The 13,993-nt window shown below is 18.6% G+C and carries 10 protein-coding genes; 2 read left to right on the top strand and 8 right to left on the bottom strand.

Features of this window, described 5'->3' with window-relative positions:
• Positions 1–3: 3 nt before the first annotated feature.
• From dnaE to rpsB, 7 genes are all read right to left on the bottom strand, one after another.
• Entirely contained in the window at positions 4–3,495 is a 3,492-nt protein-coding gene (gene dnaE, locus AB4W45_RS00875) for a DNA polymerase III subunit alpha (RefSeq protein ID WP_367671466.1), read from the bottom strand.
• A gap of 79 nt (positions 3,496–3,574) precedes the next feature.
• The gene (gene fabZ, locus AB4W45_RS00870) at positions 3,575–4,009 is read right to left on the bottom strand and encodes a 3-hydroxyacyl-ACP dehydratase FabZ (RefSeq protein WP_367671464.1); all 435 of its coding nucleotides are present in this window, start codon (positions 4,007–4,009) and stop codon (positions 3,575–3,577) included.
• Between the two features lie 119 nt (positions 4,010–4,128).
• Entirely contained in the window at positions 4,129–6,654 is a 2,526-nt protein-coding gene (gene bamA, locus AB4W45_RS00865) for an outer membrane protein assembly factor BamA (RefSeq protein ID WP_367671462.1), read from the bottom strand.
• A 306-nt stretch (positions 6,655–6,960) separates the two neighbouring features.
• Positions 6,961–7,515, bottom strand: coding sequence for a ribosome recycling factor (gene frr, locus AB4W45_RS00860; protein ID WP_367671461.1), 555 nt, complete (start codon positions 7,513–7,515; stop codon positions 6,961–6,963).
• Between the two features lie 110 nt (positions 7,516–7,625).
• A complete protein-coding gene (gene pyrH / locus AB4W45_RS00855) occupies positions 7,626–8,354 on the bottom strand; it encodes a UMP kinase (protein ID WP_367671460.1) in 729 nt (242 codons plus the stop codon).
• A 113-nt stretch (positions 8,355–8,467) separates the two neighbouring features.
• Positions 8,468–9,265 carry a translation elongation factor Ts gene (tsf, locus tag AB4W45_RS00850; protein WP_367671459.1) on the bottom strand — a complete coding sequence of 266 codons (798 nt, stop codon included), beginning with the start codon at positions 9,263–9,265 and terminating at the stop codon, positions 8,468–8,470.
• Between the two features lie 120 nt (positions 9,266–9,385).
• Positions 9,386–10,102, bottom strand: a complete 717-nt coding sequence (rpsB, locus tag AB4W45_RS00845) for a 30S ribosomal protein S2 (protein WP_367671457.1) — start codon at positions 10,100–10,102, stop codon at positions 9,386–9,388.
• A 257-nt stretch (positions 10,103–10,359) separates the two neighbouring features.
• Here rpsB and map point away from each other — a divergent pair, with 257 nt between their 5' ends.
• Together map and dapD are read left to right on the top strand one after the other, a co-directional pair.
• Positions 10,360–11,130, top strand: a complete 771-nt coding sequence (map, locus tag AB4W45_RS00840; RefSeq protein ID WP_367671456.1) for a type I methionyl aminopeptidase — start codon at positions 10,360–10,362, stop codon at positions 11,128–11,130.
• Between the two features lie 41 nt (positions 11,131–11,171).
• A complete protein-coding gene (gene dapD / locus AB4W45_RS00835) occupies positions 11,172–11,996 on the top strand; it encodes a 2,3,4,5-tetrahydropyridine-2,6-dicarboxylate N-succinyltransferase (protein WP_367671455.1) in 825 nt (274 codons plus the stop codon).
• A gap of 99 nt (positions 11,997–12,095) precedes the next feature.
• Here the strand turns inward: dapD and AB4W45_RS00830 are convergent, their stop codons facing one another.
• Positions 12,096–13,607 carry a trypsin-like peptidase domain-containing protein gene (locus tag AB4W45_RS00830; protein ID WP_367671453.1) on the bottom strand — a complete coding sequence of 504 codons (1,512 nt, stop codon included), beginning with the start codon at positions 13,605–13,607 and terminating at the stop codon, positions 12,096–12,098.
• Positions 13,608–13,993 lie beyond the last annotated feature (386 nt).

The raw sequence follows: 13,993 nt of genomic DNA, 5'->3' as shown, positions 1-13,993 counted from the left end.
AATTTACAAATAAAAATATTTTATTTTAATTAAAAAAGGAATAGATTTTAAAAAGTATAATAAATTATCTGTAGGAAAAATATTCCATTCTTTTATTAAAATATTATTTAAAAAATCTGTATTTTTATTTTTAACAGAAATATTTAATAAAGTATTTCCACCAATATAATTTAAAATTAATTTTTCTATTTTTATAAAAAATTTAATAGAACGAATAGAATTTTTTAATATAATTTTTATTTTAAGTAATTTTTTTTGTCTTATACAATATAAATTATTAATTTTTTTAGCAATTATAAAACAATTTTTTTTAAAATAATTTTTTTTAATATATCCATAAATTATAATAATATTATTATTTAATATAGATTTTTTTTGAATTAAAGATTCTTCAAAAACTAAAACATCTATAGTTTTTATATTATCATTTAATCTTATTATCATCATTTTTCTTTTATTTTTAGTTGTAATTAATTTACTACTTAAAACAATTCCTGATATATATACTTTGGTATATTCTTTTAAAAAATTAAGATCTTTTAATAATATGATTTTAAAATATTTTTTTATTTCTTTAAGATAAAAATTAAAAGGATGATTAGAAAAATAAAAACCTAATACATTTTTTTCATTATCTAATTCAAATTTATTTGACCAATTTAAATCTACTATAAATTTATTTTTTGAAGTTTTTTTTTTATATAAAATCTTTTTATTAAAAAAATCTAATTGTTTAGATAAAATAATATTAATATTTTGAACAGAAGATTGAACTACACTTTCAATTGAATGATATAATAATAATCTACTTATTTTAAAACAATCACAAGATCCTGAAAATATTAATTTTTCTAAAATTTTTTTTGTAATAGTTTTAGGACCAACTCGAATACATAAATCACTTAAATCTTTAAATAAACCATTATTTTTTCTTTCTATAAGAATTTTTTTAATAGTTCCTTCTCCAAGACCTTTAATAGCTCCTAAACCAAAAATTATATTTTTTTTTAAATCTACAAAAAACTTTTTTTTACTAATATTTATATTTGGAGAAAAAATTACTAAATTCATTTTAAAAGATTCTTCAACTAAAATCATAATTTTATTAGAATATCTCATATCCATAGTCATAGCAGATGCCATAAATTCAGATGGATAATTTGCTTTTAACCAAAGTGTTTGATAAGAAATAAAAGCATATGCTACTGAATGAGATTTATTAAATCCATAACCTGCAAATTTCTCTAATAAATCAAATATTTTATTTGATAATTTTTTTGTTATGTTATTTTTTTTAGCACCCAATATAAACTTTTCTCGTTGATTAGACATTTCTTTTGAATTTTTTTTACTAATCACTCTTCTTAATAAATCAGCTTCTCCTAAAGTATAATTAGAAAAAATCTGAGCAATTTTCATAACTTGCTCTTGATATAAAATAATTCCATAAGTAGATTTTAAAATTGGTTTTAATATCTTATGTTCCCATTTTTTATCAGGATAATAAATTTTCTCTTTTCCATGTTTTCTATTAATAAAATTGTCAACCATTCCAGATTGTAAAGGTCCAGGTCTAAAAAGCGCTAATAAATCAACGATTTCATTAAAACAATTAGGTTGCAATCGACAAATTAATTCTTTAATACCGTTAGATTCTAATTGAAAAACAGAAGTTGTATAACCACTTTTTAATAATTTAAAACTTTTCTTATCATTTAATAATATTTTTTTAATATTTAATTTAAAAAATTTATTTTTTAGAAAAAAATTTTTATTAATCATTTTTATAGCATAATCAATAATAGTTAATGTTTTTAAACCTAAAAAATCAAATTTTACTAAACCAATATCCTCAATATCATTTTTATCAAATTGAGTTACTGGGTTTTTTTTTTCTAAAAGATCATAATATATTGGAGAAAAATTTATAATATTTGTAGGAGATATAACTACTCCTCCAGCATGTTTTCCTACATTTCTAATCACACCTTCTAATTTTTTTGTCGAATTAATTAATTCTCTAAAATCCACATCATTCTTATATAAAATAGATAATTCTTTTGAATTAAATATTGCTTTCTTTAAAATAATACCTGGATCTAATGGAACTAATTTTGATATTCTATTTAAAAAAGCATATGGATAACCTAAAGCTCTTCCAACATCACGTATTACAGCTTTTGCGGTCATAGTTCCAAAAGTAATAATTTGAGCAACAGAACTTTCTCCATATACTTTTGAAACATGATCAATTACTAAATCACGTTTATTCATACAAAAATCTACATCAAAATCAGGCATTGAAATTCTTTCTAAATTTAAAAAACGCTCAAATAATAAGTCAAATTTAATTGGATCAATATCAGTAATTTTTAAAGAATAAGCTACTAAAGATCCCGCTCCAGAACCTCTTCCAGGACCAACTGGAATTTTATTTTTTTTTGCCCATTGAATAAATTCCATAACTACTAAAAAATAACCTGGAAATCCCATTTTATTAATTACTTTTAACTCATTAACTAATCTTTTTTTATATATTTCTCGAGAAAACTTTTTTTCTAATGTATCTAAATTTATTTTTTTTAGTCTGCTTTTTAAACCTTGAAAAGATTTTTTAATTAAATATTTTTTTTCATTTACTTGCCCTGTACAAAATTTAGGCAAAAAATATCTACCAAAATTAATATATACATTACATCTTTTAGCAATCTCTACAGAATTTATTAACGCTTCAGGAATATCTATAAAAAGATTTTTCATTTCTATTTCTGTTTTAAAAAATTGATTTTTTGTATATTTAAAAAATATATCTTTTGCTTCATTAAAAGAAATTCCATTATGTATTGCTATTCTTATTGTATGAGAATAAAAATCATTTTTTTTTAAAAACCGAACATTGTTTGTAGCAACAATTGGTAAATTTCTTTCTATAGAAATTTTTAAAATATTTTTTATATATTTCTCTTCATGTACTCGCCCAACACGAGAAATTTCTAAATAATAAAAATTATTAAAATATTTTTTATAAAAATCTAAAGTTTTATATAAAATGTTTTTTCTTTTACTAAGTATATATTGACCAATTTCACCATCAATTCCTCCAGATAAAACGATTAATCCTTGAAAATATTTTTTTAGCCATTTTTTTTTTATATAAATATCTTTCAATACTAAATAATTTTGTCTATAAGCTTTCGAAACTAATATTTTTAAATTTTCATAACCAATATTATTAGATGCTAAAATAGTTAATTCTGTTGAAGAATTATTATCAGATAAAAGATTAAAATCTACTCCTATAATTGGTTTAATTCCATTTTTATGAGATAACTTATAAAATTTTATTACTCCATATAAATTTGAAAAATCAGTAATACCAACAGCTGGCATTTTTAAAGATGTAGTTTTTTGAATAATTTTTTTAGGTTTTGATAAACCATCTAATATAGAATAATCACTATGTACACGAAGATGAACAAATAAAGGATCAGGCATTTTTTATTAAAATTTCCTATAAAAATTCAATTAAAATTACAAAATAAAATAAAAAAACACACATTTTTTATAATATTTTTTATTTGATATAAATTGTAATAATAGCCTCACAAACTAAAAATTTATTTACTAAAACAAAACCTTTAAATTTAATAAAATTATTATGTAAATTAATAAAAAAAATTTTTATATTTAACATATCATTAGGTAAAACTAATTTTCTAAACTTAGCATTTTTTATTGATGTTAAATAATTTATTTTTTTTTTTAAAATATTTGGATAACTTATTCTAAATAAAATTCCTGCAGATTGCATCATAGATTCAAGAATTAAAACACCTGGAAAAATTGGATTTTTAGGAAAATGTCCTAAAAAAAATAAATTTTCTGGAAGAATTTTAAATTTAGAATGCAAATAATATTTTTTTTTAAATTTTACTATTTTATCTACAAATAAAAATGGTTTTCTATGAGGAATAAATTTTAAAAAATTTATTTTATTTAAAATAATCATGATAATAACCAATAAATTTAATTTATTTAATATATATTTAAAAATTCATCTTATTTTTTTTTTATAAAAAATAAGATGAAAAAAACATAAAACAAAATTTTTAAATAACAAATATATAATTATCTTCCAAAAGAAATTTGAAATTTTTCTATATCATTTTTGTCATTATAACTTAAAGGGAAAGCATAAGAAAATGATAATAAACCGAAAGGAGATTTCCATTTTAAAGAAAGACCGCATGAAGAAAAAATTTTATTTGGATTTGAATAAACAAAAATTGAAGGACTATTTTTAAAAAATTTATTTTGAATCCATACACTTCCAAAATCTAAAAATGTAGAAATTCTAAAATTTTTTAAATATTCATTTTTAAAATAAGGAATAGATGATATTAATTCTAAGTTTGTAATAGAAATAATATTACCACCAATATAATCATTATATGAATTATTATTATTTTTATTTAAATCTGAAAAATTATTCTTTTTAAATTTATAAGGATCTATTTTTTTTTTATCTAAATAAAATATTTTTGCTCCTATATTTTCTGATAAATATCCTCTTATAGTATTATTACGTTCAGCATAAAAATTATCATAATTTTCATAATACATATCATTTTTATTTAAAAAATCAAAACCAAAATAAGAACGAAATAAAAAAACAACTTTATTATTTGTATATTTTACTGGAAAATATTGTTTGGAATCAAAAATAAATTTATAATAATTTTTATTTGATTTTTTATTAAAAAACAACGATCTTAAAGAAAAAGTTGTATCATGCCCTAAATATGGAAAAAATGTATCATTAATAGTATTAAAATTAACAGAATTATCAATATAAAAACTATTTCGTTCTGAAATAAATTTTTTGTTTAAAACTTTATTAAAATTATTTTTACAAATTAAAATATTTTTATAAGAATTTTTTATTAAATCTGAAAACTCATGATGAGTATATCCAAAATTAATTTTATATAAATCATTATTTAAAAATGGAATAGAAATAGATGATTCTCCACCATAATTAAATTGATGATATTTTGAATACATTCTGTTTAAATTTAATATATTTTTAATACTTAAATAAATTTTATTTATATAATTTTCTTGAAATTTTTTTGAATCATTTGAATAAATGTTTAAATTTGGTTCCATTAACTCTAAAAAAAAATTTGTACTAAAAATAAAATTTTTTTTAGTAAAATATGGATTAATATAAAAAAAATTAAAAGAATGTTTATTAAAGTATTGAGACACACCAAAAGATAATACATTACCTGTTTTTAAAAAATGTTTTTTTAATAATTGTAAATTAAAATTTAATTTGTTTTGATTATTATATCCTATACCAAAATTACATATATTTGATTTTTTTTCTTTTACATTATAAATCAAATCAATAAAATGATATTTCTTATTACAAGCAGCTTTAAATTCCACTTCTATATTATCAAAATATTCTGTTTCTTTTAAATATTTTAAATCTTTATTTAAAAAATCTGCATTTACAATAGCTTTTTCTTTTTGTAACATTTTTTTTATTAAATATTTTTTTTCTGTAAGAACATTTCCCTTAAATAAAATTTCGTTTACCAAAAATTGTTCATTTTTATGAATATTAATAACAAATTTTACTTTTTTATGAAAATTGTCAATATATGGAACAATTTCTATTTCAGAAAAAATATATCCATTTTTAAATAATTTTTTTTCAATATTTTTTTTAAAATTCATTAAATCATCAATATGATACAATTCATTTATTTTAAATAAAGAAGTAAACTCTAAAGGTTTAAATAAAGTAGGGTAATCTTCTTTTATAATAACGTCAGATAAAGTACATTGACATCCTTCATTAATAGTCATTATAATAGAAATATCTTTTTTTTTATTTAAATAATTTAATTTTGTATTTATAATATTAAAATTTACATACCCTGCATTATTATAAAAATGATATAAACTTTTTAAATCATTTTGAAAATCTTGATAATTATATTTATAATTAATAAATTTTTTTAAAAATTTAGATCTATTATAAGAAGAAAAAAAAGACATTACACGATCTGAAGAAATCTGACTATTACCTAAAATTTTAATTTTTTTAATATCTAAATCATTTCCTTCTAATATTTTTATTGTTAAATCTTGAATATTATTTTTTTTATTTAATATTTTAAAAATAACCTTAGAATTATCTTTTAATATACTTGTATAATATTCTAATATTTTATTTTTAAAAAACATTTTTTTATGATTACTTAAAAAAGTATTTTCTTGAATTCCAGAAGAATTTAAAAAATCTTGAATTAAACTTAAATCTATAGAAAAATGACCAAGAATATTAATCTTAGATATAAAAGGATTTTCTTTTACTTTAAAAGTAATTTTTTTATGTGACTGAAAAAAATCTACAGTTTCAAACTTATTACTCAATAATAATTGTTGTATACTATTCTGAATTTCTTTTTTTGAAACAAATTCATTTGTATGAAAAGTTAAATAACCCAACGCTTCTTTCTGAGATATTTTATTTAATCCAGAAAATTCAATTTTTTTAAAATAAAAATTATTATTTGAATATCCAATATTAATACTAAAAATAAACAAACATATTAAAAATAAATTTTTTATTTTCATTTTATTATAAATTTTCTATAAAGAAAACCTCTCGACTGATAAATTAATTTATTTCTATTAAAATAAATATATTTTAAAATAATTAAAAAATATTTCAAAATTTAATATATTATATAAATTATTAAATAATATTTTTTTTATATTTTATATATAAAAAATTTTTAAATAAAAATACCAAAAATAAAATTTTATATATTACAAATACATTATCTATAAAAATAAATAATGTATTCATTTGTTTATTTAAAATTTTTTTAAATTTTAAAAATAATTTTTTGATATTTAAATTTATTTTTTTAAAATTTTTTAGAAATTTAATAACGATTTTTCTTTTACGTTTTTTAAACGATCTACTTCTTTAATATAAAAATTAGTTAAATTTTGAACTTCATTTTTATACATTTTCTCATCATGTTTTCCTATATTTTCATCTTTTTTAAAATTTTTAATAATATTATTAGAATCTTTTCTAACCATTCTAATACAAATTTTACATTTTTCAGATTTTTTATATAAAATCTTTATTAAATCTTTTCTTCTTTCTTCAGTTAATTGTGGAATAGGTACGCGAATAATATCTCCAACAGAAATTGGATTTAAACCTAAATTAGAATTTATAATAGATTTTTCAACATCTTTATTTATATTTTTATCAAAAGTATTAATTCTTAACGTTTTAGAATCTTCTACTGTAATACTTGAAATATTTGTTAAAGAAATTTTTTTTCCATAATATTCAATATTTAAATCTTTTAATAAATCAGGAGATGCTCTATCAGTTCTTAATTTTTTAATAAATAAAAAAAAATTTTCAATACATTTTTTCATTTTATTTTTTGTTATTTTTTTAATGTTTTTCATATTTATTCAACTTAATTTGGAGTATAATTTAAATTATTTTAATAAAAAATTTATCTATTTATAAATTTGTTCAATAATAAAATTTATTTTATATAAAAATCTTTTAAAACTTAATTAATTAAAGTTCCTTCATCAATACCTTTAACAATTCTTTTTAAAGCTCCAGAATTATTAATATTAAATACTCTTATTGGAATATTATGATCTCTAGCCAAAATAAAAGCTGATAAATCCATAACTTTTAATTCTTTTTCTAAAACTTCTTTATAACTTAATCTAGAATATAAAACTGAATTTATATTTTTTTTAGGATCAGAAGTATAAACTCCATCTACTTGAGTTCCTTTTAAAACAATATCTGCTTGTATTTCAATTGCTCTTAAACAAGCAGCAGAATCTGTCGTAAAAAATGGATTTCCAATACCTGCAGAAAAAATAACTACAGTTTTTTTAGATAATAAATTTATAGCTTTATTCCAATCGTAAATTTCACAAATTCCATTTACAGGAATTGAAGACATTAAAGATGTTTTAATATTCATTTTATTAATAGAATTATTTAAAGCTAATCCATTTATTATAGTAGAAAGCATTCCTATATGATCTGCAGCTACACGATTTATTCCTGCTTTTTGTAATTGTTTTCCTCTAAATAAATTACCAGCTCCAACAACAATTCCTAATTCAACATTTAAATCTATAATTTTTTTAATTTCTTTAGATAAAAAGAATAAAGCACTCGAATCAATATTAGAAATATTATTAACAGTAGTAAAAGATTCTCCACTTAATTTTAAAATAACTCTAGAATATTTTAATGAAATATTAGATATATTCATATATATACAACCTATAAAAAATTATATTTTATTAAAAATTATATAAAAATACATTTTTAAAAATTTAATAAATTAATTTGAATATTCTAAAAATAATATATTTTTTTAAAAATTTATATTTTAATTTCTCCTACTTCAAAACGAATAAAATTTTTTAAAATAATATTATTTTCTAATAAAAAATCTTCTACTGTTTTTTTTTGATCTAAAATAAAAGATTGTTTGATAAGAGTAATTTCACTAAAAAATTTTTTCATTCTACCTAAAACTATTTTTTTTAATATAGAATCGGGTTTTCCTGTTTGTTTTGACATAGATAATTGAATATTTTGTTCACGTAAAATAATTTCTTTAGGAACACTTTCTGGATTTAAATATAATGGTTTACTTGCTGCTATATGCATAGAAATATTTTTATTTAAAAGCTCATCATTAGAATTACTCTGTAAAAGAACTCCAATTCTAGATCTATGTAGATATGAATGAATAAATTTTCCTTTTAATACTAAAAATCTAGAAATTTTTATATTTTCTCCAATTATAGAAACTAAACTAGCTCTTTCTGATTCAAAAAAATTTTTTAAAAAATCTAATTTTTCAATATTTTTTTCTAATGAAGTTTGAATAATTTTGTTTCCAAAATTAATAAAATTTTCATGTTTTGCAACAAAATCAGTTTCACAATTTAGTTCTAACAATACTCCAAAATTTTTTTTAACACCAGAAAAAATAGATCCTTGAAAAGTTTTTCTAGATAATTTATTTAATGCTTTTGATTTACCTTTTTTTCTTAAATAATCTATAGAAGAATGAATATCTCCATTTTTTTTTAAAAGCGCTTTTTTACAATCTAATATTCCAATACCAGTTATCATTCTTAATTTTTTAATTAAATTAGTTGAAATCTTCATATTATCCTTATAATATAAAAAATATTTTAAAAATAAAAAATAAAATATAAATTTGTTTATAATAAAATAATTTTATATTTTTTTAAAACTTAACTATCTAAATATACATAAATTTTTTTATTATTTTCTATTAATTTCAATAGATCTTGTGATTTCTTTTTTCTCATTTTTATGAATAATTAAACTTACTTGTTCCAAATAAAAATTTACAGATCTCATAGCATCATCATTTCCTGGAATTACAAAATTAACTCCATCTGGATTAGAATTTGTATCTACAACTGAAAATACAGGAATACCTAAATTATTAGCTTCTTTTATTGCAATATTTTCATAATCAGCATCAATTATAAATAAACAATCAGGAATTCCTCCCATATTTTTTATTCCACCTAAACTATTTTCTAATTTTAATAATTTTCTAGTACGAATAAGAGCTTCTTTTTTAGTTAACTTATCAAACGTTCCATCTTTAGATTGTTTTTCTAAATCTTTCAAATATTGTATAGACTGTCTTACAGTTTTCCAATTCGTTAACATTCCTCCTAACCAACGATGATGAACATAATATTGTTTACAAAAAATTGCGCATTTTTTTATTAAATCACTTGCAGATTTTTTTGTTCCAACAAACAATATTTTTCCATGTCTTGAATGAATTTTTTTTAATTCTAATAATGCATTCTGAAACATAGGTAAAGTTTTTTCTAAATTAATAATGTGAATTCTATTTCTTGAACCAAAAATAAAAGGTTTCATTTTTGGATTCCAATAACGAGTCTGATGACCAAAATGAATACCTGCTTTTAACATATCTTTCATAGAAATTTTTATCATATATATCCTTTATAAATTAAAAAATACATTTAATTGGAATTTAAATACAAATAAATCCTGTATATTATATATATTATATATAATTTAATATAAATTTATATTAAATAAATCTTAAAAATTCAAATATTATAAAAATTTATTAATAAAAAAGTGTATTATAGTTAAACATATATAAAAAATAAATAAATAAAATATAAAAAATATAAAATTATATATAAAAAATTTTATTTTTTTTAAAATAAATTCAGGATGTAAAAGTGATCATTATTAAAAATAATTTTGATATAAAAAAAATGAAAGAAGTTGGAAAATTAACTTCTCAAGTTTTACATATGATAAAAAATTATATTACTCCAGGAATTAGCACACAAGAAATAAATGATATTTGTCATGACTATATTTATAAAAAAATAAATGTTACTTCAGCATGTTTAGGATATCAAGGATATCCAAAATCTACATGCATTTCTGTAAATAACGTTGTTTGTCATGGAATTCCTAATAAAAAAATAATTTTAAAAAATGGAGACATTTTAAATATAGATATTTCACTAAAAAAAGATGGATATTTCGGAGATTCTTCACAAATGTTTTTAGTTGGAGAATGCTCTAAATTAGCAAAAAAATTATGCAAAATTACCTTAAAAAGTTTATATGAATCTATAAAAATAATTAAACCGGGAATTAAATTAAGAAAAATTGGAAAAACTATTCAAAAAATAGCTACTAAAAATAATTTTTCTATAGTAAAAGAATATTGCGGGCACGGTATCGGAAAAAATTTTCATGAAGAACCATATGTATTACATTATTATTCTAAAGATCAAGAAATCGTTTTAAAAAAAAATATGATATTTACAATAGAACCAATGATAAATGCAGGACAAAGAAAAATATTTTGCGATAAAGATAAATGGACTATAAAAACATGCGATCACAGTTTATCTGCTCAATACGAACATACAATTTTAGTTAAAAAAAATGGATACGAAGTTTTAACACTTAGAAAAAATGAAAGTATTATTTAAAAAAATTCTATTGAAAAATAAATATTTTAAGGAAATAAAAAATGGAAAAATTTAAAAAAATTATTAAAAAAGCGTTTAAAAAAAAAGAAAATTTATTAAAAAATAACAATGAAATCATCATACAAACTATATATTCTGTAATTAAAATGATAAATTTAGGAAAATTACGTGTTTCAGAAAAAATAAATAATGAATGGATTACGCATCAATGGATTAAAAAAGCTATTCTTTTATTTTTATATTTAAAAAAAAACAAAATTTTTAATGGAAATTTTACAAATTACTATGATAAAATTCCATTAAAATATAAAAATTATACAGAAAAAAAATTTAAAAAAGATCAAATTCGCGCTGTTCCTACATCTATTGTAAGATATGGTTCATATATTGAAAAAAATACTGTTCTTATGCCTTGTTTTATTAATATCGGAGCTTATATTGGAAAAAATACTATGATTGATACCTGGTCTACAATAGGATCTTGTGCTCAAATAGGAAAAAATGTTCATATTTCTGGAGGAGTTGGAATAGGAGGAGTGTTAGAGCCATTACAAAATAACCCAACTATTATTGAAGATAATTGTTTTATTGGAGCAAGATCAGAAATAGTTGAAGGAGTAATAATAGAAACTGGATCAGTAATTTCTATGGGTGTTTTTATTGGAAAAAGCACAAAAATTTATGATCGAACCAAAGATAAAATTTATTTTGGAAGAGTTCCAAAAAATTCTGTTGTAGTATCAGGAAATTTACCTTCTAAAAACAATAAATATAGTTTATATAGTGCTATTATAGTAAAAAAAGTTGATTCTAAAACATTAACTAAAGTAGAACTTAATAATTTATTAAGAGGAAATATAAAATAAGTATTTATTTTGAGATTATTCATTATTTTAAAATAATTTATAATATTTTTTAACCGCCCAAAAAAAAATAGGGCGGAATAAATATTTCTTAAAAAGAAATTAACTAATAATTTTAAAAATTAATTTATTCTGTCTCATAATTTCTAAAATTATAATATTTTTATGAATAGATAAAGCTTCTTTAAATGTTTTTATATTTTTTATATATTTAGTATTTACAGAAATAATAATATCATTTTTTTGTAAACCAGATCTTTTAGCATAACTTTTTTCTAAAAATCCATTTATAATTATACCTTCTACATCAGGCAAAAATATTTTTGGTATTTTTTTATCTTCTATATCTTTTAAAAGCTTCTTTTGATCATATTTCGATACTATCGAACCTTGTAACATATAATGTAATGTTCCAGCATAATAAATTTTTTGATGATATTTTTGTAATCTAGAAGATATATCATAATATTTGTTATTTCGAAAAATTTTTAACAAAATATCATCATTTGGTGAAAAATTTATTAATTCTCTTCTTAAACTAAATGCATTTAAAACATTTTTAGAATTTATAGAAATAATTATATCCCCTGCTTCAATACCAGATTTTTCAGCAGAAGAATTTTCACGAACTGAATTCACAAGAACAGCATTAACTTTTAAAGGTAATTCTAGTTTTTTTATTAAATCTTCAGAGAGCGTAGAAATAGATACCCCTAAAGAACCTACATTAACTTTTCCATATTTTAATGTATCATTAATAAATCGTTGTACTGTATTACTTGGAATAGAAAATCCAAGACCAATACTACCAGAATCTTCACTATTAGATATCATAGAAGTATTAATTCCAATTAATTCACCATCAAAATTAAATAAAGGACCACCAGAATTTCCATGATTAATAGAAGCGTCAGTTTGAATAAAATTATCAAACAAGTTATTTGTATTAATGAGTCTACCTAAAGATGAAATAATCCCTAAAGTAACTGTATTTTTTAAATTATACGGACTACCAACAGCAAATACAGACTCTCCTATATTTAAATTATTAGAATTAGAAATTTTTACAGATTTTAAATCTTTAGCATCAACTAATTTTAATAAAGCTAAATCCATTTTTTTATTTTTTCCAATAACGTGAGCTTTATATTTTTCTCCATTAGTTAACGAAACTTTTATTTTATACGAATCACTAATTACATGATAATTTGTTATGACATAACATTTTTCAGAGTCAATTATAATTCCAGAACCTAATTTACTATTTCTAACATTTTGCATTATTGTACTTTTTGCATTCTTAAATGTAGAATTTTTATAAATAAAACTATTATATAAAGAAAAACGAGCATGTAATGATGACAAAGCATTTACTTGTTTTTTGTATGACGAATCATAAAAATATCCATGATAAAAATCATTAAAATCTGACATAACTTTTACAACAGAAGGTAAAACTTTATCTACAACAGGAGGTAAATTAAAATTTTCATTTGAAACATTAGAAATTGTATTTTTTTCATCTAAACAAAAAACAGGTTTAGAAAAAAATATATTGATAAATAAAAAAAATATTAAACTAAAAAATTTTATAAATGATACCTTTTTTTTCATAAATTTTCTCAAATAATTAAATTTTAATTTTTTATTTTTAATAAAAAATTTTAATAAAAAAAACAATTAATATAATAATATTTTTTATAAAAATGATCTATTATTAAGTATTAAAAAATATTAATAAAAAATATTTAAAATTATATAAATAATATTAATAAAAATATTTTTTTATATAATATAATTAACAATAAAAATTTTAAAAATTTTCATATAAAATTAATTTTATAAAAATATTAAATAATTTTTTTTTAATAATATATTTCATTAAAATCATTTTTATTAAAAAATTAATAAATTATTTTCAAAAAAGAAAAAAGAAAAAATTAAAAAATAAATTTAAATAAAAATATTTTAAAATTAATTATATTTAAAATTAATATTTT

It is taken from the genome of Buchnera aphidicola (Periphyllus testudinaceus) (assembly GCF_964059035.1).
GTDB classification, from domain to species: domain Bacteria; phylum Pseudomonadota; class Gammaproteobacteria; order Enterobacterales; family Enterobacteriaceae; genus Buchnera_J; species Buchnera_J aphidicola_BN.
This window is presented reverse-complemented; position numbering and strand designations above follow the sequence as displayed.